The 22,888-nt window shown below is 71.7% G+C and carries 23 protein-coding genes and 1 riboswitch; of the genes, 6 read left to right on the top strand and 17 right to left on the bottom strand.

What is annotated here, in order from left to right:
• Window positions 1-211 precede the first annotated feature (211 nt).
• Entirely contained in the window at window positions 212-1,480 is a 1,269-nt protein-coding gene (locus tag SYYSPA8_RS04405; RefSeq protein WP_323445610.1) for a PTS transporter subunit EIIC, read from the top strand.
• Between the two features lie 124 nt (window positions 1,481-1,604).
• Here SYYSPA8_RS04405 and SYYSPA8_RS04400 read toward each other — a convergent pair whose 3' ends face one another.
• From SYYSPA8_RS04400 to clpS, 11 genes are all read right to left on the bottom strand, one after another.
• A complete protein-coding gene (locus tag SYYSPA8_RS04400; protein WP_323445609.1) occupies window positions 1,605-2,357 on the bottom strand; it encodes an MBL fold metallo-hydrolase in 753 nt (250 codons plus the stop codon).
• Between the two features lie 269 nt (window positions 2,358-2,626).
• A complete protein-coding gene (locus tag SYYSPA8_RS04395; protein WP_323445608.1) occupies window positions 2,627-3,577 on the bottom strand; it encodes a PLP-dependent cysteine synthase family protein in 951 nt (316 codons plus the stop codon).
• Between the two features lie 5 nt (window positions 3,578-3,582).
• Window positions 3,583-3,864: a MoaD/ThiS family protein gene (locus SYYSPA8_RS04390; RefSeq protein WP_323445607.1), complete on the bottom strand. Its 282-nt coding sequence runs from the start codon at window positions 3,862-3,864 to the stop codon at window positions 3,583-3,585.
• A gap of 129 nt (window positions 3,865-3,993) precedes the next feature.
• Complete coding sequence (locus tag SYYSPA8_RS04385; protein WP_323445606.1) at window positions 3,994-4,098, bottom strand: putative leader peptide; 105 nt, start codon at window positions 4,096-4,098, stop codon at window positions 3,994-3,996.
• Between the two features lie 125 nt (window positions 4,099-4,223).
• On the bottom strand, window positions 4,224-5,042 hold the full coding sequence (locus SYYSPA8_RS04380) for an ABC transporter ATP-binding protein (protein WP_407705931.1): 819 nt from the start codon (window positions 5,040-5,042) through the stop codon (window positions 4,224-4,226).
• A 59-nt stretch (window positions 5,043-5,101) separates the two neighbouring features.
• Window positions 5,102-6,181: a FecCD family ABC transporter permease gene (locus tag SYYSPA8_RS04375; protein ID WP_407705896.1), complete on the bottom strand. Its 1,080-nt coding sequence runs from the start codon at window positions 6,179-6,181 to the stop codon at window positions 5,102-5,104.
• A complete protein-coding gene (locus SYYSPA8_RS04370; RefSeq protein WP_323445605.1) occupies window positions 6,178-7,197 on the bottom strand; it encodes an ABC transporter substrate-binding protein in 1,020 nt (339 codons plus the stop codon). Before SYYSPA8_RS04370 ends, SYYSPA8_RS04375 begins: the two co-directional genes overlap by 4 nt.
• 62 nt (window positions 7,198-7,259) lie before the next feature.
• A riboswitch (cobalamin riboswitch) is annotated at window positions 7,260-7,331 on the bottom strand.
• Window positions 7,332-7,410: 79 nt separating this feature from the next.
• The gene (locus tag SYYSPA8_RS04365; protein ID WP_323445604.1) at window positions 7,411-7,833 is read right to left on the bottom strand and encodes a M67 family metallopeptidase; all 423 of its coding nucleotides are present in this window, start codon (window positions 7,831-7,833) and stop codon (window positions 7,411-7,413) included.
• Window positions 7,834-8,005: 172 nt separating this feature from the next.
• Complete coding sequence (locus SYYSPA8_RS04360) at window positions 8,006-9,475, bottom strand: amino acid permease (RefSeq protein ID WP_323445603.1); 1,470 nt, start codon at window positions 9,473-9,475, stop codon at window positions 8,006-8,008.
• Between the two features lie 434 nt (window positions 9,476-9,909).
• Window positions 9,910-10,503 carry a DUF2017 domain-containing protein gene (locus tag SYYSPA8_RS04355; RefSeq protein WP_323445602.1) on the bottom strand — a complete coding sequence of 198 codons (594 nt, stop codon included), beginning with the start codon at window positions 10,501-10,503 and terminating at the stop codon, window positions 9,910-9,912.
• Entirely contained in the window at window positions 10,503-10,817 is a 315-nt protein-coding gene (gene clpS / locus SYYSPA8_RS04350; protein WP_323445601.1) for an ATP-dependent Clp protease adapter ClpS, read from the bottom strand. The genes SYYSPA8_RS04355 and clpS overlap by 1 nt, the downstream gene beginning before the upstream one ends.
• Before the next feature lie 138 nt (window positions 10,818-10,955).
• On the opposite strand from clpS, the gene SYYSPA8_RS04345 reads away from it, so the two are divergent.
• On the top strand, window positions 10,956-12,278 hold the full coding sequence (locus SYYSPA8_RS04345; RefSeq protein ID WP_323445600.1) for a nicotinate phosphoribosyltransferase: 1,323 nt from the start codon (window positions 10,956-10,958) through the stop codon (window positions 12,276-12,278).
• A 204-nt stretch (window positions 12,279-12,482) separates the two neighbouring features.
• Entirely contained in the window at window positions 12,483-13,070 is a 588-nt protein-coding gene (locus SYYSPA8_RS04340) for an isochorismatase family protein (protein WP_323445599.1), read from the top strand.
• Between the two features lie 91 nt (window positions 13,071-13,161).
• Here the strand turns inward: SYYSPA8_RS04340 and SYYSPA8_RS04335 are convergent, their stop codons facing one another.
• A complete protein-coding gene (locus SYYSPA8_RS04335; protein ID WP_323445598.1) occupies window positions 13,162-13,527 on the bottom strand; it encodes a hypothetical protein in 366 nt (121 codons plus the stop codon).
• A gap of 150 nt (window positions 13,528-13,677) precedes the next feature.
• Window positions 13,678-16,101, bottom strand: a complete 2,424-nt coding sequence (locus tag SYYSPA8_RS04330; protein ID WP_323445597.1) for an immune inhibitor A domain-containing protein — start codon at window positions 16,099-16,101, stop codon at window positions 13,678-13,680.
• A 486-nt stretch (window positions 16,102-16,587) separates the two neighbouring features.
• Here SYYSPA8_RS04330 and SYYSPA8_RS04325 point away from each other — a divergent pair, with 486 nt between their 5' ends.
• Window positions 16,588-16,902, top strand: a complete 315-nt coding sequence (locus SYYSPA8_RS04325) for a hypothetical protein (protein WP_323445596.1) — start codon at window positions 16,588-16,590, stop codon at window positions 16,900-16,902.
• Here SYYSPA8_RS04325 and SYYSPA8_RS04320 read toward each other — a convergent pair.
• Together SYYSPA8_RS04320 and SYYSPA8_RS04315 are read right to left on the bottom strand one after the other, a co-directional pair.
• On the bottom strand, window positions 16,865-17,659 hold the full coding sequence (locus SYYSPA8_RS04320) for an RDD family protein (protein ID WP_323445595.1): 795 nt from the start codon (window positions 17,657-17,659) through the stop codon (window positions 16,865-16,867). The genes SYYSPA8_RS04325 and SYYSPA8_RS04320 overlap by 38 nt on opposite strands.
• A 76-nt stretch (window positions 17,660-17,735) precedes the next feature.
• The gene (locus SYYSPA8_RS04315; protein ID WP_323445594.1) at window positions 17,736-19,427 is read right to left on the bottom strand and encodes an RDD family protein; all 1,692 of its coding nucleotides are present in this window, start codon (window positions 19,425-19,427) and stop codon (window positions 17,736-17,738) included.
• 284 nt (window positions 19,428-19,711) lie between these two features.
• Here SYYSPA8_RS04315 and SYYSPA8_RS04310 point away from each other — a divergent pair, with 284 nt between their 5' ends.
• Window positions 19,712-20,269, top strand: a complete 558-nt coding sequence (locus SYYSPA8_RS04310; protein WP_323445593.1) for a methyltransferase family protein — start codon at window positions 19,712-19,714, stop codon at window positions 20,267-20,269.
• Window positions 20,270-20,429: 160 nt separating this feature from the next.
• On the top strand, window positions 20,430-20,936 hold the full coding sequence (locus tag SYYSPA8_RS04305; RefSeq protein ID WP_323445592.1) for an SsgA family sporulation/cell division regulator: 507 nt from the start codon (window positions 20,430-20,432) through the stop codon (window positions 20,934-20,936).
• 12 nt (window positions 20,937-20,948) lie between these two features.
• Here SYYSPA8_RS04305 and SYYSPA8_RS04300 read toward each other — a convergent pair whose 3' ends face one another.
• Together SYYSPA8_RS04300 and SYYSPA8_RS04295 are read right to left on the bottom strand one after the other, a co-directional pair.
• Window positions 20,949-21,329 (bottom strand): VOC family protein, encoded by a 381-nt coding sequence (locus SYYSPA8_RS04300; RefSeq protein ID WP_323445591.1) that lies wholly within the window; start codon window positions 21,327-21,329, stop codon window positions 20,949-20,951.
• Between the two features lie 161 nt (window positions 21,330-21,490).
• Window positions 21,491-22,864: an FAD-binding oxidoreductase gene (locus SYYSPA8_RS04295; RefSeq protein ID WP_323445590.1), complete on the bottom strand. Its 1,374-nt coding sequence runs from the start codon at window positions 22,862-22,864 to the stop codon at window positions 21,491-21,493.
• Window positions 22,865-22,888 lie beyond the last annotated feature (24 nt).

Raw genomic sequence — 22,888 nt, 5'->3', positions numbered from 1 at the left:
CGGGCCGGGGGCGGAAGGCGTCGTTCCGGTGGGCCGGGGGCAGGGGTGCGGGAGCGCCCGGGATTACTCAAGGAGCCTGCGAATATCACGGTATTCGCAGGTTCCTTATCTATCCCCCACATGTTAGAAAGGTCTACACCACTTTGAGTGGTTTAGACCACGCGACCGCGCGTCGCGGCTCCCCCCACCCCTTGTCACCTGGAGATTCACCATGTCCCAGACGGCTGGTGCCGCCCCCGCGGCCGCGAAGAAGAAGGGCGCGGGCGCGATGGCTGTCATGCAGCGCATCGGCCGCAGCCTGATGCTCCCGGTGGCGGTGCTGCCGGCCGCCGCGCTCCTGGTCCGCCTCGGCAACGACGACATGCTGGGCAGCGACTCCCTCCCGGAGTTCATCACCCGGATCGCCGGGTACATGTACGCGGGCGGCAATGCCCTGCTCGACAACATGCCGCTGCTCTTCGCCGTCGGTATCGCCATCGGCTACGCGAAGAAGTCGGACGGCTCGACCGCGCTGGCCGCCGTCACCGGTTATCTGGTCTTCAAGAGCGTGCTGGGCACCTTCACCGACAAGAATCTCCCGCAGGTGGCGAAGGTCATCGACGGCAAGATCGTGATGCAGGACGCCCCGGTGGACGCGAAGGTCCTCGGCGGTGTGGTGATGGGCATCGTGGTCGCCCTGCTCTACCAGCGCTTCTACCGCACCAAGCTGCCCGACTGGGCGGGCTTCTTCGGCGGCCGCCGGCTGGTGCCGATCCTCTCCGCCTTCGCCGGTCTGGTGATCGGTGTGCTCTTCGGCTTCATCTGGCCGGTCCTCGGCACCGGTCTGCACAACCTCGGCGAGTGGCTCGTCGGCTCCGGCGCGGTGGGCGCGGGCATCTTCGGTGTCGCCAACCGTGCGCTGATCCCCGTCGGCATGCACCACCTGCTGAACTCGTTCCCGTGGTTCCAGGCCGGTACGTACGAGGACAAGAGCGGCGACATCGCCCGCTTCCTGGCCGGCGACCCCACCGCCGGACAGTTCATGACCGGCTTCTTCCCGATCATGATGTTCGCGCTGCCCGCCGCCTGTCTGGCGATCGTGCACTGCGCCCGGCCCGAGCGCCGCGCGGTCGTCGGCGGCATGATGCTCTCGCTCGCGCTGACCTCGTTCGTCACCGGTGTGACCGAGCCGATCGAGTTCACCTTCATGTTCATCGCGCCGGTGCTGTACGCGGTGCACGCGGTGCTCACCGGTGTGTCGATGGCGCTGACCTGGTCGCTCGGGATGAAGGACGGCTTCGGCTTCTCGGCCGGCGCGGTCGACTTTGTCCTGAATCTGGGGATCGCGTCCAAGCCGCTGGGGCTGCTCCTCGTGGGGCTCTGCTTCGCGGTCGTGTACTACGTGGTCTTCCGCTTCGCGATCCTCCGGTTCAACCTGCCGACGCCCGGCCGGGAGTCCGACGAGGAGCTGGCGGAGATCCTCAAGGCGGAGGGCAAGTAGCCCGCCCCCGACAGCCCCGACAGCCCCGACAGCTGTGAACAGCGGGAGCCCCCGGCGCCGGAGGAAGGATGGCGCCGGGGGCTCCCGCGTGTCCACGCCGGCCAGGAACCAGGGACCGTACGGGTCAGACCTGGTAGACCGTGCCCGCCCTGGCCAGCTCGGCCGGGCCCCGGTAGACCGAGCGGGCGTCCGCCAGATTGCGTTCCCCGTCCGTCCACGGCGGTACGTGCGTCAGCACCAGCCGGCCGGCGCCGGCCCGCTCGGCGTGGGCCCCGGCCTCCCGCCCGTTGAGGTGGAGATCGGGGACGTCCTCCTTGCCGTGGGTGAAGGACGCCTCGCACAGGAAGAGGTCCGTCCCCGCGGCCAGCTCGTGCAGGGCCTCGCAGGCCCCCGTGTCACCGGAGTAGGTGAGGGTCCGTCCCGCGTGCTCCAGCCGGATGCCGTACGCCTCGACCGGGTGCGCGACCCGCTCCGTGCGCACCGAGAACGGGCCGATGTCGAAGCTGCCGGACTTCAGCGTGTGGAAGTCGAAGACCTCGCTCATCGCGGTCGGCGACGGCGTGTCCGCGTACGCGGTGATCAGCCGCTGCTCGGTGCCCTCGGGCCCGTACACGGGCAGGGCGGGGCAGCGGCCGCCGTCGTGCCGGTAGTAGCGGGCGACGAAGTAGCCGCACATGTCGATGCAGTGATCGGCGTGGAGATGGCTGAGGAAGATGGCGTCGAGGTCGTAGAGACCGATGTGGCGCTGCAACTCGCCGAGGGCGCCGTTGCCCATGTCGAGGAGCAGCCGGAAGCCGTCGGCCTCGACGAGGTAGCTCGAACAAGCCGATTCCGCGGACGGGAACGACCCCGAGCAGCCGACGACGGTGAGCTTCATGGAGCGGTGACCTCCATTGACGGGGAGGAGGGCTGGGGGGTGGGTCTGGGCGTGCGGTCCGTTGAGCGTAAAGCGCAAAAGGGGGTGTCGCCCCTTGGGGGTGGGGGGGTGTGGGCGAACTCACCTGCGCTGTCACCGATTCGGCGGGGGCCCCGCGGGCGGTGGCCGGTGAAGCGCCCGCGCCGGGCGGCCGACCCCGGGGTTCGGGGCGGCCGCCCGGCGCGGGCGGAGGTGCGGGAGGGCCGGCGGGCCGGGGGTCGGACCGGGGGTCAGGCCCAGAGCTGGCCCTGGAGGGCCTCGATCGCGGCCTCGGTGGTGGGCGCCGTGTAGACGCCGGTGGACAGGTACTTCCAGCCGCCGTCGGCGACGACGAAGACGATGTCGGCGGGGTGTCCGGCCTTGACCGCCTTGTTGCCGACGCCGATGGCGGCATGCAGGGCGGCGCCGGTGGAGACGCCGGCGAAGATGCCCTCCTGCTGGAGCAGCTCCCGGGTGCGGGCGACGGCGTCGGCGGAGCCGACGGAGAAGCGGGTGGTGAGGACGGAGGCGTCGTACAGCTCGGGGACGAAGCCCTCGTCGAGGTTGCGCAGCCCGTACACGAGGTCGTCGTAGCGGGGTTCGGCGGCGACGACGGTGATGCCGGGGACGTGTTCGCGCAGATAGCGGCCGACGCCCATGAGGGTGCCCGTGGTGCCGAGGCCGGCGACGAAGTGGGTGATGGAGGGGAGGTCGGCGAGGATCTCCGGTCCGGTGCCGGCGTAGTGGGCGCCCGCGTTGTCGGGGTTGCCGTACTGGTAGAGCATCACCCAGGACGGGTTGGCCGCGGCGAGTTCCTTGGCGACGCGGACCGCGGTGTTCGACCCTCCCGCCGCGGGCGAGGAGATGATCTCCGCGCCCCACATGGCGAGCAGTTGCCTGCGCTCCTCGCTGGTGTTCTCCGGCATGACGCAGACGATGCGGTAGCCCTTGAGCCTGGCCGCCATCGCCAGGGAGATGCCGGTGTTGCCGGAGGTGGGTTCCAGGATCGTGCAGCCGGGGGTGAGCCGTCCGGCCTTCTCCGCCTGTTCGATCATGTGGAGCGCGGGGCGGTCCTTGATGGAGCCGGTCGGGTTGCGGTCCTCCAGCTTGGCCCAGATCCGGACGGAGTCCGAGGGGGAGAGCCGGGGGAGCCGCACCAGGGGGGTGTTGCCGACCGCCGCGAGCGGGGAGTCGTAACGCACCGGGATCAGCGCATTCCGCCGGCGACCGCCGGGAGGATGGTGACGTTGTCGCCGTCGCTCAGCTCGGTGCCGATGCCCTTGAGGAAGCGGACGTCCTCGTCGTTGAGGTAGACGTTGACGAAACGGCGGAGGTCTCCGCTGTCGTCCACGATGCGGGCCTGGATGCCCGCATGGCGGGTCTCCAGGTCGGCGAGGAGGTCGGCGAGGGTGGCTCCGCTGCCCTCGACGGCCTTCTCGCCGTCGGTGTAGGTGCGGAGGATGGTCGGGATACGAACCTCGATGGCCATGGCGTGGACTCCCGTCGGGAACGGTTCAAAGGCGGCGAGCGCGCGACTGCGGCCGGCGCGCGGAGGGGGTGCGGTGGGGCCGGTTCTCCGCGCCCCGGGGGCGGGCCCGGCAGGGGCCCGGGACCGGGTTCAGGGACACATCGCGCTGGCGAGACGGCACAGGTCGACATGGAGCCGCGCCACGAGCAGCACGGTGCCGCCGGGCGTCTTGTCGCTCATGTCGTGGACAACCATGCGGTCATCGTATCGATTCCCGGTCCGGATCCCGGAAGGCTGTCTCGTATGCCGGATGCCTGGCGCTCACCATGCGGGCGGGGGTCCGGTTCGTCCCCTGGCCGAAAGGCGGTACGGGGCCTGGTTCACCACGCGGGCGGGAGGTAGGTGATCCGGATCGATCCGGTCGCCGGGTGGATCTCCGTCTCGGCGTCGACCCCGTAGACGTCGGCGAGGAGGGCGGGGGTCAGTACCTCGGCGGGGGTGCCGGCGGCGGCGACCCGGCCGTCCCGCAGGACGAGGAGCCGGTCGCAGTAGTGGGCGGCGAGGTTGAGGTCGTGCAGCGCGAGGACGGAGGTCGTGCCGAGGGTGCGGATCAGGCCCAGGATCTCCAGCTGGTAGCGGATGTCGAGGTGGTTGGTGGGCTCGTCCAGGATCAGCAGCGAGGGCCGCTGCACGAGGGCGCGGGCGACCAGGGCCCGCTGGCGTTCGCCGCCGGAGAGGGAGGGGAAGGGCCGGTCGGCGAGGGAGTCGACGGCGAGCCGGGTCAGGGCCTCCTCGACGCGGGCGGCGTCGGCGGCCGTGTCGGGCTCCCAGAACCGTTTGTGCGGGGCGCGGCCCATGGCCACGATCTGGCGCACGGTCAGCTCGAATTCGGCGGGGCTGTCCTGGGGGACGCAGGCGAGCCGCCGGGCGCGGGCCCGGGGGGTGAGGGCGAGCAGGTCGTCCCCGTCCAGGAGAACCGTTCCGGCGGTGGGGCGCAGCGCTCCGTACACGCAGCGCAGCAGGGTGGTCTTGCCGCTGCCGTTGGGGCCGACGAGGCCGACGGTCTCGCCGGGGCGGGCGGTGAGGTCCACTCCGTCGACGAGGGCGCGGCCGTCGGTCTCGTAGCGGAGTCCGGTGACAGTGAGGCGGGCGGGCTCGGGGGCGGGCTCGTTCGCGGGGTCCTTCGCGGGGCTCTTCACGCGGTCCTTCACGGGGTCCTTCGCCGTCGATACGTTCACCGGATCGGTAGCCGGGCCGGTCACAGGGCGGCTCCCCGTTCGGTGCGGGAGCGCATCAGCCACAGGAAGAGCGGTCCGCCGATCAGCGCGGTGAGCACGCCGACGGGGATGTCCTGCGGGGACGCGACGGTCCGGGCGGCGAGGTCGGCCACGATCAGGGCGGCCGCCCCGGCGAGCGCCGCGACCGGCAGCAGCGCCTTGTGGGTGGCGCCGACGAGCAGCCGGGCGGCGTGCGGGACCATCAGCCCGACGAAGCCGACGGCGCCGCTGGCGGCCACGAGCACGGCGGTGACCAGGGAGACCAGGACGAAGACGGCGGCGCGGAAGCGGGCCACGTCCAGGCCGAGCACGGTGGCGCTCTCCTCCCCCACCAGCAGCAGGTCCAGCGGCCGGGCGAGCGCGAGCAGCAGCGGCAGCGTGGCGGCGAGGACGGCGGTGGGCAGCCAGACGGTGTCCCAGCGGGCGCTGCCGAGGCCGCCGAGCGACCAGTACAGGGCCTCCCGGAAGTGTTCGGGCCGGGCGGAGGCCACCAGGACGAGAGTGGTGAGGGCGCTGAGGATGTAGGAGACGGTCACCCCGGCGAGGACGAGGCGGGTGCCGGTCATGGCGCCGCCCCGGCTGGCGAGGGCGTAGACGAGGACGAGTGCGCCCAGCGCGCCGAGGAAGGCCCCGGCGGGCATGGCGACGGCGGTGCTGGCGCCGATGCCGAGGGTGAGGACGACGACCGCGCCGGTGGAGGCGCCGGAGGAGATGCCGAGGAGGAAGGGGTCGGCGAGCCGGTTGCGGACGAGTGCCTGGAGGACGGTGCCGACGACGGCGAGGCCCGCGCCGACGACGGCGCCGAGGAGCACCCGGGGCAGCCGGACCTCCCGCACGATGGTGCGGAAGGGGCTGGGTTCGGCGCCGGGCAGCAGCGCGGCGATCACTTCGCCGGGCGGGATGCGGACGGAGCCGAGGGCGAGTCCGGCGACGGTGGCGGCGGCGAGGGCCAGCAGCAGGGCGGTGACGACGGCTCCGTAGCGGAGCCGGGCGGCGGCCCTGCCGGGCGGGCGGGCCGCCGGGGCGGCGGTGGCCGCCCCGGCCTTCAGCGGGGTGCTCACCGGTCGAACTGGCCGGCCAGCGTGGCGATGGCGGCGGGCGCCCGGACCCCGAGGACCGCGTCGGAGAGCGGCAGCACCGCGAAGCGCTTGTTCCGGATGGCGGGGACGTCCTTGAGGGCGGGGTCCTTGAGGAGTCGTTCCTTCTTCTGGGCGACGCTGACGGAGCCGTAGTCGAGGATGAGGACGATCTCGGGCTTGCGGGCGACGACCTCTTCCCAGCTGGCGTCGCCGAAGGACTTGTCGATGTCGGCGAAGACATTGCGGCCGCCGGCCCGCTGGATCAGTTCCTGGCCGATGCCCTTGCCGCCGACGGTGGAGGCGGTCTTGTCGCCGCTGTCGTAGACGAAGACGGGTACGGGGGCCTTCGTGCCCTGCTTCCGTCCGGTGGCGGCGACGGTGGTGCGTGCCTGCGCGATCCACTGTTCGGCGCGCTCGTGGACGCCGAAGGTGCGGCCGATCTCCTCGATCTCGCGGTAGAGGTCGTCCAGGGTGGTGCGCTTCTCGGTGCAGTACTCGATGTTGAGCCGGCTGTCGATGCCGGAGTCCTTCAGGGCGTCGCGGGTGCGGCCGTCCTTGGCGTCGAAGGCGCTGGCGTAGCCGCCGTAGACGAAGTCGGGGTTGGCGGCGAGCAGCTTCTCGCGGGAGGGGTACTCCTTGGCGAGGACGGGGAGGGAGTCGTACGCCTTCTTGTAGGCGGGCAGGACGGCGTCGTCGAGGTAGGCGGTGCCGGCGACGGACTTCTCCAGGCCCAGTTCCAGCATGATCTCGGTGACGTGCTGGTTCATGGTGACGGCCCGTTCGGGGGCCTTGCGGTAGGTGGTCTTCACGCCGCAGTTGTCGACGGTGTACGGGAAGGAGGCGCCGGCCTTCGCCGTGTCCCCCTTCTTCCCGTCGCCGGAGCCGGAACCGGAACCGGACTGGGAGCCCGACTCGGAGTCAAAGCCGCATGCGGTGAGCGGGGCGAGCAGCGCCAGGGCTATGAGGGCGGCTGCGGTGGTGGAACGGCGTCCGGACATGACGGGGTAGGGCCTCCTTCGGGGATTTCCACGTCCCCGGTGATGGGTGGAGGGCGGCGGATCAGTTCCTGGCTGTCGAGCGGGGGGCTCGGCTCACAGTGGCGGGACCGCGCCGGATTCGCACCGGCTTCCTGGCTCCCGCCGCCCTGGCTGTGCAGTTGTGTGTACGCGTGTCAGTGGTGCGTGGCGCTGCCCTGCCTGGGGCGGCGGTGCTCAGTATGCCTGCACGATCTCCACGTCCTCCTCGGTGATCTCCCCGTCGACGATCCGGTAGGAGCGGAACTGGAAGGGTCCCGCGTCGTCGGTGTCGGCGGTGGAGACCAGCACGTAGTGGGCGCCGGGCTCGTTGGCGTAGGTGAGGTCCGTACGGGAGGGGTACGCCTCGGTCGCCGTGTGGGAGTGGTAGATGATCACGGGTTCCTCGTCCCGGTCGTCCATCTCCCGGTAGAGCGCGAGGAGGTCGGCCGAGTCGAACTCGTAGAACGTGGGCGAGCGGGCCGCGTTCAGCATGGGGATGAAACGCTCGGGGCGTCCGGTGCCCTCCGGGCCCGCGACGACTCCGCATGCCTCGTCGGGGTGGTCGGCGCGGGCGTGCGCCACGATCTGGTCGAAGAGGGCCTTCGTCAGCGTCAGCATGGGCGCCAGGATAACCAGGAGGTCGTACGAGCTGGGGAAACGTCCCACCGGACCGGACCGCCCCAGGACGCCCTGGGACGTTCCGCGGGCAGGGGAAAGGGCGGGGCCGTACCGCTGTCCGGTCGTACGGCCCCGCCCTCGTGCACGGCGGCTGTTCCCCGGGCGCTCGGTGTCAGCGCTTGCTGAACGCCTCGCCCTGCGGGTCCCGGCGCTTGAGCAGCAGATAGGAGACGCCGAGCAGCAGTCCCCACACCGGTGCGACGTAGAGCGAGATCCGGGCGTCCTTGTCGATGCCCATCAGCACGATCACCATGCCGATGAAGGCGAGGGCGAACCAGCTGGTGTAGGGGGCGCCGGGGGCGCGGAACGTGGACGGGGGCAGCTCGCCCCGGTCGGCCTTGGCCCGGTAGCGGATCTGGCAGACCAGGATCATGATCCAGGCCCACATGCCGGAGATGGTGGCGAAGGAGACGATCTTGTTGAAGGCCTCGCCGGGCCACTGGTAGTTGATCCAGACGCCGATGAGCATCAGGGCGGCCGAGAAGGTGGTGCCGAGCAGCGGCGTGCCGTTCTTCGTCAGCCGGGTGAAGATCTTCGGGCCCTGGGAGTTCAGCGCCAGGTCGCGCAGCATCCGGCCGGTGGAGTACATGCCGGAGTTGCAGGAGGACAGGGCGGCGGTCAGCACGACGAAGTTGACGATCGCGGCGCCGACCTGGAGGCCCATCTCGTCGAACGCGGCGACGAAGGGCGAGACCCCGGGCTGGAACTTGGTCCAGGAGACCACCGACAGGATCATGATCAGGGCGCCGATGTAGAAGACCGCGATCCGGACCGGGACGGTGTTGATCGCCTTCGGCAGGTTCTTCTCGGGGTCCTTGGACTCACCGGCGGTGACGCCGACGAGTTCGACCGCGAGGAAGGCGAACATCACGATCTGGAGGGTCATCAGGGTGCCGCCGATGCCCTTGGGGAAGAAGCCGCCGTCGTCCCACAGGAGAGTGACGGAGGCGGTGTCCCCGGCGTCGGAGAAGCCGAGGGTCAGGATGCCGGCACAGATGAGGATCATGCCGACGATCGCGGTGACCTTGATCATCGAGAACCAGAACTCCAGCTCGCCGAAGAGCTTCACGGAGATCAGGTTGGCGCCGTAGAGCAGGATCGTGAAGCCGAGGGCCGAGATCCACTGGGGGATGTCCCACCAGTACGTCATATAGGCGGCGGCCGCGGTGACCTCGGTCATGCCGGTGACGACCCAGAAGAGCCAGTAGGTCCAGCCGGTGGCGAAGCCGGCGAAGGGGCCGACGAACTCGCGCGCGTAGTCGGAGAACGAACCGGCGACCGGGCGGTACATCAGCAGCTCGCCGAGGGCGCGCATGATGAAGAAGATGACCACGCCGGCGATGGCGTAGGCGAGGATGAGGCTGGGGCCCGCCTTGGAGATGCCCTTGCCGGCGCCGAGGAAGAGCCCGGTGCCGATGGCGCCGCCGATGGCGATCATCTGTATCTGCCGGGCGTTCAGTGCCCGGTGGTAGCCCTGGTTCCCGCCCTCGGTCCCGGCTCCCTGGGGCGGCGGTGACCCGTCGAGTCCCGCGGCACCCCTGCCGTCGTGCCCGTCTTCCTGGCCGACCTGCACTGAGGTCATGGTGATGCGCCCTTTCTCCATGCGGATCCGCCCCGCCGCGATACCTCGCGCACGGAAGCGGATCAGGTCCTGATCCCCCCGGATACGGATGGAGTGCCACCGGCGATCCGCCGGCTCAAGCGCCTCCAGTGGCATGGGTGGCGCCCCTGAAGGAAGTGAAGGTCTATCACGGTCGACAGTGAGGTCACTGGGGCGAGTGTGACTCATGACACTGGAGATGCGGTGCGAAAGACACGAAATCCGACAAATAGCCCGGATGTGGTGACAGGATCGTTATTCGGATTTGAGCGTCCGCTGAGCGTTCACCTGACGATCACTGTCCGTATAGCGGACAGCTACCCCCGCGAAGGGCCGCGGAGAGGCCGCAGAGAGGGCCGCAGAGAGGCCCCCGGGAGCCTTCCCGGGGGCCTCTCATCGAGCGATCAGGGGGTGTGTCAGGGCATCAGGGTCTCGACCAGCGTCTCCTGGAGCACGCCCAGCCAGAGGTACGCCATCACCATCGGCTTGCGCGGATCGCTGTCCGGCAGCCGGTAGAGCGCGCTGGACTCGTCCTCGTCGGTGACCTCCAGCCGGGTGCCGATGGTCAGCCGGAGATCGTTGAGCGCCCGCAGCCAGTGCACGCACTCCCCCGGGGGGAGCGTCAGCACCGCCCCGCCCTCCTCGCCGGGGCTCAGGGCGTCCAGGGCGCGCACCACCGCGAGGGCGTCGTCGCGCTTGTGGGTGCGCAGATCGTTCTCGGTGAAGCGGCGGAACTCGGCGGACGCCTCCCGCAGCGACCGGTCGGCCTCCTCGGCGTCCGGCCCTCCGTACGCGTCGGGGAAGAGCCGCGCGAGCGCGGGGTCGGACGGGGGCTCGCTCGGCCCCTCCGCGAAGAGCGCCGCGAGCGGGTCCGCGCCCTCGACCGGCGTCTCGCCCGGCCCGATCAGCTCCAGCAGCTGTACGGCGAGGGAGCGGAGAATGGAGATCTCGACCTCGTCCAGCGCCACGGCGGCGCCCCCGCCGGGGACCGGTTCAAAGTGTCCCGGCATCAGCCGCGGTCCTGCGACAGGGTGGCCCACAGTCCGTAGCCGTGCATCGCCTGCACGTCGCGCTCCATCTCCTCGCGGCTGCCGCTGGAGACCACCGCGCGCCCCTTGTTGTGCACGTCGAGCATCAGCTTGCGCGCCTTGTCCTTGGAGTAACCGAAGTACGCCTGGAAGACGTAGGTCACATAGCTCATCAGATTCACGGGGTCGTTGTGCACGAGCGTCACCCACGGGACGTCGGGCTCGGGGACGACGAAGGTTTCCTCCGCCGACGCGGGGCGTTCGATCTCGGTGGGAGCAACACTCACCTGATCCATGCTGCCACTCACGGGGGCGCCACGCATAAACGGGGACTACATCTCGTCACTCTGACGAAATGTGGGGTAGCATCCTGGCCATGGCTGGATCGCCCGGGATTTCCGGGCGACCGAGACGAAAGCGCGAGGTGGAGTGTCGTGAACACCGCTGACCTGGGGCTGCCGGTGGACGTCCCCTCGACGGCCCTCTTCACGGACCAGTACGAGTTCACCATGGTCCAGGCGGCCCTGCGGTCGGGCACCGCGGACCGGCGTTCCGTCTTCGAGGTCTTCACCCGCCGGCTCCCCGAGGGCCGGCGGTACGGGGTGGTCGCGGGCACCGGCCGGGTCCTGGACGCGGTGGAGAACTTCCGCTTCGACCCGGGGGTCATCGGCTTCCTGCGCGAGCACGCCATCGTGGACGGGGCCACCCTCGACTGGCTGGCCGGCTACCGCTTCTCCGGCGACATCTGGGGCTACCCCGAGGGCGAGGTCTACTTCCCCGGCTCCCCCATCCTGCGGGTCGAGGGCTCCTTCGCCGAGTGCGTGCTGCTGGAGACCGTGATCCTGTCCATCCTCAACCACGACTCGGCCATCGCGGCGGCCGCGTCCCGGATGTCGTCGGCGGCGGGCGGCCGGCGGCTGATCGAGATGGGGGCCCGGCGCACCCACGAGCTGGCGGCGGTGGCCTCGGCCCGCGCGGCGTACGTCGGCGGCTTCGACTCCACCTCCGACCTGGCGGCCGGGTTCCGGTACGGCATCCCGACCGTCGGCACCAGCGCGCACGCCTTCACCCTGCTGCACGACAGCGAGCGGGACGCCTTCCGGGCCCAGGTCGACTCGCTGGGCCGGGGCACCACCCTGCTGGTCGACACCTACGACGTGGCGGAGGCCGTCCGCAGCGCCGTCGAGATCGCGGGCCCGGGGCTGGGTGCCGTACGGATCGACTCCGGCGATCTGCTGCTGGTGGCCCACCGGGTGCGGCAGCAGCTGGACGACCTCGGCGCCCGCGACACGCGGATCACGGTCACCTCCGACCTGGACGAGTACGCGATCGCCTCGCTGGCGGCGGCGCCGGTCGACGCGTACGGCGTGGGCACCCAGCTGGTCACCGGCAGCGGGCACCCGACCTGCTCCATGGTCTACAAGCTGGTCGCCCGGGCCACGACGCCGACCGGGGCGCTCCAGCCGGTCGCGAAGAAGTCGCTGGGCGCGAAGTACTCCCACGGCGGGCGCAAGTGGGCGGCCCGGCGGACGGACGCCGAGGGGGTGGCCGAGGCGGAGGTCGTGGGCACGGGACCGGTGCCGGCGGATCCGGCCCTGCGGCAGCTGCTGGTGCCGCTGGTCGAGCGCGGGCGGATCGTGGCCAGGGAGCCGCTGGACGCGGCCCGGGAGCGGCACATCGCGGCCCGGGCGGCGCTGCCGATGTCGGCCGTGCAGCTCTCCCGGGGGGAGCCGGTACTGCCGACGGAGTACGTATAGGTGTACGGGCAAGGCGTCCGGGCGGGCGGCGGCACGCCCGGACAGGCCTCCTCCCGCGGGCGGCCCGGCCCGACCGCGTACTCTGCCATGCACATGAAGAGACCCCCCACGGCCGTGCGGGCGTCCTAACCTGGGGATGAACCCCCTGGCACGGGGCACCTGGACAGGGCCGTACCGCCCACCCCTCACCTAAGGACAGCCGCCATGCACCGCGCCTTGATCGTCGTCGACGTTCAGAACGACTTCTGTGAGGGCGGCAGCCTCGCGGTGGCGGGGGGTGCCGAGGTCGCCGCCGCCATCACCGAGCTGATCGGCCAGTCCGTGCCGGCCGGGTACCGGCATGTCGTCGCCACCCGCGACTGCCACATCGACCCGGGGGACCACTTCTCCGACACCCCGGACTACGAGAACAGCTGGCCGGTGCATTGCGTGGCGGGCACCGAGGGCGTCGGCTTCCACCCGAACTTCGCGCCCGCCGTCGCCTCCGGAGCGGTCCACGCCGTCTTCGACAAGGGCGCCTACGCCGCCGCGTACAGCGGTTTCGAGGGCAGCAACGAGAACGGGCGGACGCTGGCCGGCTGGCTGCGCGAGCACGGTGTGGAGGAGGTCGACGTGGTCGGCATCGCCACCGACCACTGCGTCCGGGCGACCGCGCTGGACGCCGCGCGGGAGGGCTTCCGCACCCAGGTGCTGCTGGACCTGACCGCCGGGGTCTCCAAGGAGCGCACGGCGTGGGTGCTGGACGAGCTGCGGGCGGCGGGGGTCGCCCTGACCGGCGAGCCGATCGTCTGAGCCCACGGGCCGCGACCGCCCGGCCGGGCCCGCCGTCACCGCACCGCCACCGTCACCGGCACCGGGCGGGGCGATCATCTGCGCCCGGGTGTCACCAGGGGGACGTCTCCGGGGCCCCCGCGCCCTGCTCCTGCGCCCGGGCCCGCTCCCGCAGCAGCGCGCGGACCGGCCGCCACAGCTCCGAGCCCGGCCCCGGCTGGGGCTGCGGCGTGCGCCGCCACACCAGCCCGTCCGGGTGGTGCAGCACCGCCGTGATCTCGTCCGGGGTGGGCGGCTCCGCGTTCCCCCGCAGATAGACCGCCCGCAGCCCCAGATTCCGCAGCCGGGTCAGGGCGCGCGCCCGGTTGGCGGCGTGCACCAGAAAACGCGCGGGCCGCCCGTCGCCCAGTGGGCTGGACAGGCTGAGCGCGACCACCACGCTGCCGTTCGGCAGCTTGCTGAAACCTCCGCCGGACATTCGGACGACTCCCCGTCGATTGCGTGTGTCGTTTTCGTGTGTCGATATGGTCTGTCAATAAGAGTGTGGCACCACCGCACCTAAACACGATCGGCCGCCGCCCGCCAGAGGGCAACGGCCGATCATGCTCTGACCTGCTAATTCACTAAATCACCTGGTCGAAGGAGTAACCTTTACGGTGATCGTCTCACCGCTCTTGGGCTCCTTGACAATGGAGATCTTGGTGTTGGTGTCAACAACCTTCACGCCCTGCGTGGGGTTCTCGGCGTGCCAGTAGACGCCCTTGCGGTCGTCGAAGACGCTCTGCCCCTTCTTCGCCGGGATCCGGGTCGGGACGCCCGCCTTGTGCAGGGTGAACCCGTCGTACGGCCGGGTCGAGAAGGTCGAGTCGAAGGACTGGATCCGGTTGCGGATCAGGGTGCCGTCCGACCACTTCAGCGGCTTCGGGTTGGCGTCGACCGGCAGTATCTGGCCCTCGCCGGGGTGCAGCCCGACGTTGTTGTCCAGCTGGAAGGTGTCCCAGCGCCAGATCAGCAGACCGTTCTGGTACGGGTAGCGCTCCACCCACTGGTGCCGCGGCGCCGGGAAGCCGAAGTTGTACGGGCCGACCTGGAGGGTCTTGTCGTACGACACGTACTGGCGGTTCTCGGCGATGTAGTACTGCTCGTAGTCCTTGGTGAACGAGTCGCCGATGCGGGTGAAGCCGTTCACCGTCCAGCCCGCGGCGTCGCCCTCGGCGCCGTCGCTGACCAGGGTGGCGCCATCGGCCTTGAGGGTGATCGCGTCGGCGGTGAAGCCGCGCTCGGCGGTCGCGCCGTCGGTCCGGTACTGGAAGCGGACGTCGATCTTCTTGCCGGCGTAGGCGTCCAGCGGGAAGACCAGGGCGCGGTGCCCGCCCGAGCGGCCGGTCAGGGCCGGCTTGTCGCCCGCGTCACGGGTGATCGGCTGGCCGTTCGAGGTGCCGTCGATCGGGGTCCAGGTGGTGCCCCCGTCGGTGGAGACCTCCGTGTAGAGGAAGTCGTAGTCGCGCTCGATCTGCCACCAGCCGGTCAGCTCCAGGGAGGCCGTGGACTTGCCGGTCAGGTCGACGGGGCGGCTCAGGGTGTTCCTGAGGTCGTCGCCCATGTCGCTCCACCACTGGCGGGCGCCCTCGGCGGGCTGCACCACGGGCCGGGTGCCGGGCTTCTTCGGCAGTTCGACGATGAGCGCCTGCGGGCGCTTGGTGTTGTACGCCGAGACCCCGAGGGTGTGCGTGGAGTCGGTCGCCGCGCGGCCCTTGGTGTAGTTGAGCCAGCCCAGCTGGAGCTTGTCCCAGGAGGTCATGTCCCCGGGGCGCTCGCCGATGGTGCTCCTGCCGTTGTTCAGCCAGGAGCCGGCCGACATCAGGCTCCAGTAGCCGGTGGAGTTCTCGCCCCGGCCGGAGTAGTCGTAGAGGTCCGGCAGGCCGAGGTCGTGCGCGTACTCGTGGGCGAACACGCCCAGTCCGCCGTTCTCGGGCTGCACGGTGTAGTCGGCGACCCAGACGCCGGTGTCGCCGATCTGGGTGCCGCCCGCCTTGTTGTTCTCGGGGCCGGCCTTCCCGTTGTCGGTGCCGTACGCGTACCAGCGGTGCGCCCACAGGGCGTCCGTGCCCTGCGCGCCGCCGCCCGCCGACTCGTCCTCGCCCGCGTGGACGAACTGGAAGTGGTCGATGTAGCCGTCGCGCTCGTTGAAGTCGCCGTCGTTGTCGAAGTCGTAGCGGTCCCAGGTGTCGTACTCGGCGAGCGCAGCCTTGATCTGCTCCAGGGTCCTGCCCTGGGCCTTCTGGTCCGCCACCCAGGCGTTGACGCCGTCGCGGACCGCGTCCCAGGCGTTGTTGCAGGTGTTCTCGCCGCACCAGTTGGAGCCGTAACGGGCCTCGTTGTACTCGACCTTGACCCAGTCGGAGACCGCGCCGTCGACCGAGTAGCGGCCCGAGGACGCCTTCTCGAAGTACGTCTTCACCGACTCCCGGGGCTTGCCCTGGGCGTCCTTCCCGGTGCCGAAGTACAGGTTCTCGAAGTGCGCGCGGTTGTAGTCCGCCTGCCAGATCGTGGTGTTGTTGACCGCCCGGTTCGGCTCGGCGATCTTGTTGTGGAGCGGTCCCGGCGTGCCGCCGTACTTCTTGACCGGCGGCTGGGGGCCCTCGGGCCCGTCGGGGTCGTGCGTCGTGGTGTCGTCGACCTTGTCGCCGAATTCCACCAGGATCGTGAAGATCTTGTCGGTCTTCTCCCGGCCCAGCTCGACGTACTTGCCCTTGTCCAGCTTGACGACCTTCGACGCGCCGCGCCGCTGCACGGTCGACTCGCCGGATATGACCTGCTCCAGCGCGGTCTGGCGCTGCTGCTTCTGCTGCTTGCTGAAAGGACCGTCGAGATCGTGATCGACGTGGTCCTTCCCCGGTGCCGGGTCCACGCGCTGGATGGGAGCCGTGCCGGTGGCCCGGTCCCTCCGGTCCCCCGCCTGGGCGGTGCTGAACGCCGAGGCCGCCGCGGTGGTTGCGGCGAGCGCGACGATGACGGCGGACGCTCTGGTCGTCCGTCTCCTGGTGGTCACTTGACGGTGTCCTCCCCCGCGCCGTCCCGCGGCTCCGGGGTGGGATGGTCCGGGCGGGATCAGCGCGTCACAAGTGACGGCATTCGACCCCAGGCGGCGAAGAAAAGACAACCCTTGACTCGGACATTCTTACTGCACTACGCAGAAAAATAGTTCCGATATTTCGATATTTAGACATTCGGATCACCCTCCGAAATGTCCGCAGAACTCCGCAGAACAATGAGGGAATCAGACAAAGAGAGCTGAGAATTGGCCAGATGACGGATCGTATGACTCTGTGCGCCCCCTTATGCGCCGGGTTCATACGACAGATCACTTTGACGCGATTCCCCCTGCGGAAGGGGCGCCGTAGAGTCATATGACAGCGCGCCCCGCGGCTGCCCCCGCGGACGGCCCTCGTGCGTACGCGGCGGGACACAGCGGGAGCGTGCTTCGGGCCGGGAGGCCGCCCCGGCCGGTTCCCGACCTGCCCAGGGACGGTTCGCCATGCCTCGTCCTCGTCCTTGCCCTCGTACTCGTACTCGTCCGACCGCGGCGCAACTCGTCCTCGGCTCCGCCACCGTCGTCTTCTCCACCCCCGCCCTCCTGTTGCTCACCGGGGCCACCGGGATGCCGGGAATCGCCCTGACCGGCTGCGTCGCGATGGCGCTCGGCCTGCTGGTGGCGCTGGTGCTGCCGCCCGCCCGGCCCGGGGACGCGGACCTGCCGGACAGCGCCGGGCGCCCCGTACCGGCGGGGTACGGGGCGCCCGGCGCACGGAGCGTCAGCCGGCCGGGGGCGGCGGGCCCTCCGGGACGGTGACCACGACGGTCCGGCCCGCCTTGTCGTGCAGGCCCTGCCGGTAGGGCCGGTCGGCGACGATCGTGATGATGATGATCAGCCACCAGAAGCAGAGACAGCACAGCAGCGCGGGGACCCAGAGCACCACGGCCCGCAGCAGCGCGGAGCGGGTCTCGGGGACGCTGCCGTCGTTGAGCATCGCGATCCGCAGCCGCAGCAGCCGCTTGCCGATCGTCTGGCCGTTCCGCTTGACCGTCATCCAGGTGTCGTAGCCGACGTAGGCCACCATGGAGATCAGGGACCAGAGCCACTGCCGGCCGGTGTTCACGTCGTTGGCGATGTCGCTGAAGCTGTCGCCGCTGTCCGCGTCGACGTTCCAGCCGCCGAAGATCAGCGACAGCAGGAAGAGCGGGACGAAGACGATCGCCGCGTCGATCACCCGGGCGGCGAAGCGCCGGCCGAAGTCGGCGAGCGGGGGCATGCCCGCGAGCGGGTCGGGACCGCCGCCGTAGGGGCCGCCGGGGCCGCCGGCTCCGTACGGGGGCATGCCGCCGGGGCTGCCGGCGCCATAGGGCCCTCCCTGGCCCGCCGCGCCTCCCGTGCCTCCCGCGTCAGGGGGATTGCCGTCGTACGGGCCCCCGGCGCCGGATCCCTGCCCGCCGGGCCACCCTCCGTCACCACCGGGCGGCGGGCCCGGCGGCTGCTTGCGGAACGGATCGTCCTCGGGGCCGCCCCCGGGGCCGCCCGGTCCGGGGGGCGGCGGCTGATCGTTGCTCATGAGGGCAGTGCACCGTGGGTCCGGGGCCCCCGCAATCGCGGGTACGCCGTTCGGAGTCGCGCCCCGGCGGCGGCGCTCACCGGGAAGCGGCCCGGCGGGCGCCGACGAAGGTGTGGGCCGCCCGGTCGTGCCAGCTCTGCCGCCACGGCCGGTCGACCAGCGCCCGGAGCGCGTCCAGGACCGCGCCGCCCGTGAGCAGCCCCAGCAGGGCGCAGACCAGCCAGCGCCGGAGCGCGGCGCCGAACGACGGCGGCTCGTGGGTGCCGATGTCGAGGACCGTGATCCCGCAGAGCTGCTTGCCGAGGGTGCGGCCCCAGCGCGCGGTCGGCAGCGCCTCGTACACCACCCCGATGAGCAGCAGCGCGCAGACGACGACGGCGAGATGGGCGACGGTGGTGGCGTCCAGCAGCCAGACGGTGACGGTGTGCCCGGAGCGGCGGGCGGCCTCGATCTTGCCGTCGACGTGGGCGAGGGTGCGCAGGGCCACCGGGACGGCGACGGTGCCGACGAGGCCGCCGAGGACGACGGTGTCGAGAAGCCGGGCGGTCAGCCGGCGGCCGAGCCCGGCGGGGCGGGCCTCGGCGCGCTCCCGGGCGGCCCGCCGCGGGGTCTGTTCGGGCACGGTCGGCGGCTGCTCGGGCTCCGCGCCCCGGGCCAGCCGGTGCACCTGCTGCGACCAGGAGACGACGGCGTCCCCGACGGCCTCGGCGGCGGGCGGGGAGGGGGTACGGGGCCGGGGCGGGACCGGGGCCCCGGGCGGTACGACGGTCCGGGCCGGGGCGGGCACGAGCGGCGGTACGGCCGTGAAGGGCGGGGCCCCGGGCGGCGGTTCGGCGGCATGGGCGGCGGCCCGGGGGTCGGCGTCGCGCGGGGGTTCGGACCGTGCCACCGCGGGGGCCGCGTTCGCTGTGCCGGGCGGCCCGCCCGCGCCGGTGCGCTGGAGTTCGGCGTGTTCCCGTTCGGCGTGTTCCCGCTCGGCGCGCTGGGCGCGGGCGCGGCGCAGGGCCCGGATGGTGAGGGTGCTGTCGGTGGGCGGCTCCGCGCCGCTCCGGGCCCGTACGGGGCGGATCGGCAGCGTCCCCTCTGCGCGCGGCCCGTCGACGGGCGCGGTGGCGGGGGCCGGCCGGGCCGGCAGGGGCTGTTCACCGGCCTGGAGGGGCAGCCGGGGGTCGGTGGGGGGAGCGGCGGCCCGGTGGGCGCCCTGGACGTCGGCGGTACGGGGTGCGCCGGTACGGGAGTCGGTGCCACGGGCGTCGGCGGTACGGGCGTCGGCGGTACGGGCGTCGGCGGTACGGGGATCCATGGCCCTGGGTTCGGCGGTACGAGGGTCGGTGAGGCGGACCGGTTCGGCGCCGGGGCCCGTCCCGCCGTGCCAGGAGACCCGGCGGTCGCGCTCGCCCCCGAAGCCGGACTGCCGGGAGGCATCCGCCCGCCAGGCCGTGGCGGGTTCCGGCCGTGCCGACCGCCCCGACGGCTCCTCGTCGAGGAAGACGGGCCCGGTCTCCTCCAGCCGCCCCGGGCCGCCGCCCGTGCCCGGCGCGGACTCCGTCAGGGCCCCGGCCCGCGCGCCCCGGTCCCGCGCGGCGGGCTGCCGGGCCGTCCGGCCGGGCAGCGGTGGCATCGCCTCCCCCGCCCTGGGGGCGGGACGGCTGCTGCCGGGCACCCAGGCCGCGCCGTTCCAGTAGCGGATGTAATGCGGAATGGAAGGATCCGGGTAGTAGCCGGGGCTGGGGCTCTCGCCGTCACCTGCCGGGGTTGGGGCGCTCATCACCGTGGTCCCGTATCTCCTCGGAGAGCCGTTCAGGCTCCACATCTTTCCGACACTGCGGCCGAACTGGGCCCCGTCAGGCTGTAACGACCGCGGCCCGCCGAGGTTCCGTTCCCGACCGCGAAGCCTCCGTCACCCCAACGAGCAAAGCCCCGGCCACGGCACCCCGCCGACCCCCCGGGTGCCGCCACCCGGGTGCGCCGATCCACCCGAATGGCCCCCGCACCGGCACCGCGCCGGGCGTCCGGGGGGCCGGATCCCCGGCGGTCCCGCAGGATCCGGCCATGGCGCCGACATCCGTTCTGGCCATCGCCGGGGTGCTGATCTGGGCGGGGTACGAGCTGCTCCTGCGGCACCGCGCGGACCCGGCCGCGGCCTCCTGGCGGGGCGGACGGGCCGACGCTGGCTCCACCCTGCTGCTGCTGGCCGCCTTCGCGGCGGCGGTCGCCGTCAATCTGCTGCTCACCGGCGCGCTGCCCGCGTGGGCCCGGTGGGCGGGGATCGGGCTGCTCGCGGCGGGGCTGCTGCTGCGCGGCTGGGGGATGCGGACGCTGGGCCGGTACTACACCAGGACCCTGCGGACGGCCCGGGACCAGGAACTGGTCACCCGGGGCCCGTACCGGCTGATCCGGCACCCGGGGTACGCGGGGAGCCTGCTGGTGTGGGCCGGGTACTCGCTGGGGCTGGGGAACGGGCTCGCGGCCGTGGTGGTCACCGCCCTGCTGACGGCCCTCTACGCACGGCGGATCACGGCCGAGGAGCGGATGCTGCTCGCGGCCTTCGGGGAGGAGTACGCGGCGTACCGGCGGCGGACATGGCGGCTGGTCCCGTACCTCTACTGAGCCCCGCTCCCGTCCACCGGCCCTCACCCATGGTCACGCAACGCCCCTTTGTCGTCACGGAAAGTTTTTCGCGAAAGTCGCGTCATAGTCGCGGACGATCCCGCTCTCGCTGGGTGAGGGCCTGTCCCAGGCCCGGTACGCACAACGAAAGCGAGCCCTCATGCACTCCGTGGTCGAGCGCGAACTGGAACTGAAGCTGGTGCTGTCGCCCGAGCGCAGCATCCCCGTCCCCGCCCGGCTGGTGTACCGCACCGACGATCCGTTCGCCGTGCACATCACCTTCCACATCGGCTCCGCCTCCCCCGTCACCTGGACCTTCGCGCGGGAGCTGCTGGTGGAGGGGGTGTTCCGGCCGTGCGGGCAGGGGGATGTCCGGATCTGGCCGAGCAAGGTGGACAGCAGAAGCGTGGTGCTGATGGCGCTCACCTCGCCCGACGGGGAGGCGCTGCTCGAAGCCCCCTCGGTGGCGGTGTCGGCGTGGCTGGAGCGGACCCTGCGGGTGGTGCCGCCGGGCTCCGAGCGGGACCGGCTCGACGTGGAGGGCGAGTTGGCCGAGTTGCTGTCGCCGGACCGGGCGTACCGGCTGTGGGCCCGGGGGCACTCCCCCGCGTGGCGCAAGGAGACCCCCCGGCCCTCCGACGAGTCACCGGACCCGGAGGACGCGTGAACCGCGCCGGGACTACTCGATGACGTAGGTACGGGTCATGAACTCCAGCGAGTGGCCGTCGGGGTCCTGGACATAGAGGCCCCGGCCGCCGTGGTACCGGTTGATCTGCTGGGCCTGGAGGAACCGCGGGTCGGCCCAGTACGGCACGCCACGGTCGGTGATCCGCCGGAAGACGGCGTCGAACTCCTCGTCCGAGACGAGGAACGCCAGGTGCTGCGAGGTGATGTCGCCCTCGACGTCGAGGTAGTCGAGGGTGACCCCGTTCGTCAGCGGCAGGCACGCGAACGGGCCGAACTCCTTGGGCTCCGGCTCGTCGATCAGCTCGGCGAGAAAGCGGGCACTCGCGAAGCGGTCATGGCTGCGGACGATGGTGTGGTCCAGTTGGGCCGGCACGGCTCCTCCTTCGGCGGTGGCGTCGGTACGACCGGTGCGTTGGGTGCGTCCGGTGTATCCACCGTAGAAAGGAGGGCCGGGTCCGGGCATCGTCCCTTCGCCTTAGTCCCGGGGCACGAGCGAAATCAGGCCGTGGACCAGCGATAACGGGTCAGCGTGGCTCAGAACAGCTTGCCGGGATTGAGGAGGTTCAGCGGGTCGAAGGCCGCCTTGATGCTCCGCTGCAACTCCAGCCCCACCGGCCCCAGCTCGCGCGCCAGCCACTCCTTCTTCAGTGTCCCGACCCCGTGCTCCCCGGTGATCGTGCCGCCCAGCTCCAGACCCAGCGCCATGATCGCGTCGAAGGACTCGCGCGCCCGCCGGGACTCGTCGGGGTCGTGCTGGTCGAAACAGACCACCGGATGGGTGTTCCCGTCGCCGGCGTGGGCGCAGACGCCGATGGTCAGCCCGTACTCCTCGGCGATCCGGGCGGTGCCCTCGATCATCTGAGCCAGCCGGGAGCGGGGGACGCAGACATCGTCGATCATCGTCGCCGTGCTGATCCGCTCCAGCGCGGGCAGCGCCGACCGCCGGGCTTCGAGCAGCGCCCCGGACTCCTCGGGGGTGTCGGCGGGGACGACCTCCGTGGCACCGGCCGCCCGGCACAGCTCCCCGACGGCGGCGAGGTCGGCGGCCGGGTCGGGGGTGTCGAAGGCGCACAGCAGCAGCGCCTCCGTGGTCTCCGGCAGGCCCATCCGGGTCAGGGAGTTCACCGCGCGGACCGTCGTACGGTCCATCAGCTCCAGCAGCGACGGGGTGTGGCCGCGCTCCATGATCGCGCAGATCGCGGCGCAGGCGGCCGCCGCCGAGGGGAACTCCGCGCCGACGACGAGCTGCGGGGCGGGCTTGGGCCGCAGCGCCAGGACCGCGCGGACCACGATGCCGAGGCTGCCCTCCGAACCGACGAAGAGCCGGGTGAGGTCGTAGCCCGCGACGCCCTTGGCGGTGCGGCGGCCCGTCGTCAGCAGCCGGCCGTCGGCGAGGACGACATCGAGCCCGAGGACGTACTCGGCGGTCACGCCGTACTTCACACAGCACAGCCCGCCCGACGCGGTGCCGATGTTCCCGCCGATCGTGCAGGTCTCCCAGCTGGAGGGGTCCGGCGGATAGGCGAGACCCAGCTCGCCGACGGCCCGCGAGAGATCCGCGTTGACGACGCCGGGCTCCACGACCGCGATCCGGTCCACCGCGCTGATCTCCAGGATCCGGTCCATCCGGGTCAGCGACAGCACCACACAGCCGTCGGTGGCGTTGGCGGCGCCGGACAGCCCCGTGCGGGCGCCCTGCGGGACGACCGGGACCCGCAGCTCCGTCGCCGTGCGCATCACATGCTGGACCTCCTCGACCGTACGCGGCAGGACCACGACCGCCGGTGTGCCCGCCGGGCAGAAGCTCGCCATGTCCCGGCCGTACGAGACCGTCACGTCCGGATCGGTGATCAACGCGTCGTCGGGGAGCCCGGCCCGCAGCCGTACGAGGAGATCGTCAACGTCCATGGGATCAGCGTCGCACCCGGGGCC

Source organism: Streptomyces yaizuensis (genome assembly GCF_034961445.1).
Lineage (GTDB): Bacteria > Actinomycetota > Actinomycetes > Streptomycetales > Streptomycetaceae > Streptomyces > Streptomyces yaizuensis.
This window is presented reverse-complemented; position numbering and strand designations above follow the sequence as displayed.

What these genes read in the sequence shown, in the direction of transcription:
- SYYSPA8_RS04335 (WP_323445598.1), bottom strand. Translation starts at nt 13,527, where the DNA reads ATGTCCGGCGGAGGTTTCAGCAAGCTGCCGAACGGCAGCGTGGTGGTC.
- SYYSPA8_RS04310 (WP_323445593.1), top strand. Translation starts at nt 19,712, where the DNA reads ATGGCGCCGACATCCGTTCTGGCCATCGCCGGGGTGCTGATCTGGGCG.
- SYYSPA8_RS04360 (WP_323445603.1), bottom strand. Translation starts at nt 9,475, where the DNA reads ATGACCTCAGTGCAGGTCGGCCAGGAAGACGGGCACGACGGCAGGGGT.
- SYYSPA8_RS04305 (WP_323445592.1), top strand. Translation starts at nt 20,430, where the DNA reads ATGCACTCCGTGGTCGAGCGCGAACTGGAACTGAAGCTGGTGCTGTCG.
- SYYSPA8_RS04340 (WP_323445599.1), top strand. Translation starts at nt 12,483, where the DNA reads ATGCACCGCGCCTTGATCGTCGTCGACGTTCAGAACGACTTCTGTGAG.
- SYYSPA8_RS04365 (WP_323445604.1), bottom strand. Translation starts at nt 7,833, where the DNA reads ATGCTGACGCTGACGAAGGCCCTCTTCGACCAGATCGTGGCGCACGCC.
- SYYSPA8_RS04400 (WP_323445609.1), bottom strand. Translation starts at nt 2,357, where the DNA reads ATGAAGCTCACCGTCGTCGGCTGCTCGGGGTCGTTCCCGTCCGCGGAA.
- SYYSPA8_RS04315 (WP_323445594.1), bottom strand. Translation starts at nt 19,427, where the DNA reads ATGAGCGCCCCAACCCCGGCAGGTGACGGCGAGAGCCCCAGCCCCGGC.
- SYYSPA8_RS04295 (WP_323445590.1), bottom strand. Translation starts at nt 22,864, where the DNA reads ATGGACGTTGACGATCTCCTCGTACGGCTGCGGGCCGGGCTCCCCGAC.
- SYYSPA8_RS04325 (WP_323445596.1), top strand. Translation starts at nt 16,588, where the DNA reads ATGCCTCGTCCTCGTCCTTGCCCTCGTACTCGTACTCGTCCGACCGCG.
- SYYSPA8_RS04320 (WP_323445595.1), bottom strand. Translation starts at nt 17,659, where the DNA reads ATGAGCAACGATCAGCCGCCGCCCCCCGGACCGGGCGGCCCCGGGGGC.
- clpS (WP_323445601.1), bottom strand. Translation starts at nt 10,817, where the DNA reads ATGGATCAGGTGAGTGTTGCTCCCACCGAGATCGAACGCCCCGCGTCG.
- SYYSPA8_RS04385 (WP_323445606.1), bottom strand. Translation starts at nt 4,098, where the DNA reads ATGGTTGTCCACGACATGAGCGACAAGACGCCCGGCGGCACCGTGCTG.
- SYYSPA8_RS04370 (WP_323445605.1), bottom strand. Translation starts at nt 7,197, where the DNA reads ATGTCCGGACGCCGTTCCACCACCGCAGCCGCCCTCATAGCCCTGGCG.
- SYYSPA8_RS04390 (WP_323445607.1), bottom strand. Translation starts at nt 3,864, where the DNA reads ATGGCCATCGAGGTTCGTATCCCGACCATCCTCCGCACCTACACCGAC.
- SYYSPA8_RS04405 (WP_323445610.1), top strand. Translation starts at nt 212, where the DNA reads ATGTCCCAGACGGCTGGTGCCGCCCCCGCGGCCGCGAAGAAGAAGGGC.
- SYYSPA8_RS04355 (WP_323445602.1), bottom strand. Translation starts at nt 10,503, where the DNA reads ATGCCGGGACACTTTGAACCGGTCCCCGGCGGGGGCGCCGCCGTGGCG.